Annotated in this window: 1 protein-coding gene; it reads left to right on the forward strand. The window is 65.9% G+C overall.

The genetic code is table 11. The features are described 5' to 3' along the window. Positions 1–844, forward strand: an 844-nt coding sequence (locus tag IVB36_RS38470; RefSeq protein ID WP_247394947.1) for an autotransporter domain-containing protein, incomplete at both ends; no start/stop codon positions are given.

An 844-nucleotide genomic window follows, 5' to 3' on the forward strand; every position in this document is an offset into this window, starting at 1 on the left:
TGACGGCGGCATCGACCTATCTGGTGCAGATATCGGGCGCATCGAGCGACATGACGGTTGTGACCGGCACCGCCAACCTTGCGGGCAAGGTCACGGTCGATCCGCTGGCGCGCATCAGCGCAACCACCACCTACACCATCATGATCGCGGGCACCGTCAACGGCACCTTCGACACGGCGGGCGTTCTCGCCGGCAACAGTTTCGCCCGCAATGCGCGGGTGAGTTATGTCGGCAACGAGGTATTACTGACGGTCGATCCCGGCCTGCTGTCGCCGAACCTGCCCGCCAATGCCAATATCAACCAGAAGAACGTCGCGGCCGGAATCGACAATGCGCTCCTGGCCGGCGCCAACATGCCGGCGGGCTTCAACGCGCTGTTCGCTCTGACCGGCTCCGGTCTCGCCACCGCCCTGACGCAGGTCTCCGGCGAAACCGCGACCGGGTCGCAGCAGTCCACCTTCAATGCGATGAACCAGTTCATGGGGGTGATGACCGATCCGTTCGTCGCCGGACGCGGTGACGGTGCAACCGCCGGCGGCAACGCAACCGGTTACGCCGACGAGCAAGCGCTCGCCTATGCCGCGAGGAAGCGCAGCCCGAACGACGCGCTGGCGGCGATCTATACCAAGGCACCAGCTGCGGTGCCGTTCCAGCAGCGCTGGAGCGTGTGGGCGGCGGGCTTCGGCGGCTCGCAGAAGACCGACGGCAACTCGATCGCCGGCTCGAACAACACCAGCAGCAGCCTCTATGGCACCGCTGTCGGCGCCGACTATCGCATCTCGCGCGACACGCTGGTCGGCTTTGCACTTGCCGGCGGCGGCACCAATTTCAGCGTCGTCAACGG

Origin of the sequence: Bradyrhizobium sp. 35 (assembly GCF_023073215.1) — a bacterium.
Classification (GTDB): domain Bacteria; phylum Pseudomonadota; class Alphaproteobacteria; order Rhizobiales; family Xanthobacteraceae; genus Bradyrhizobium; species Bradyrhizobium canariense_D.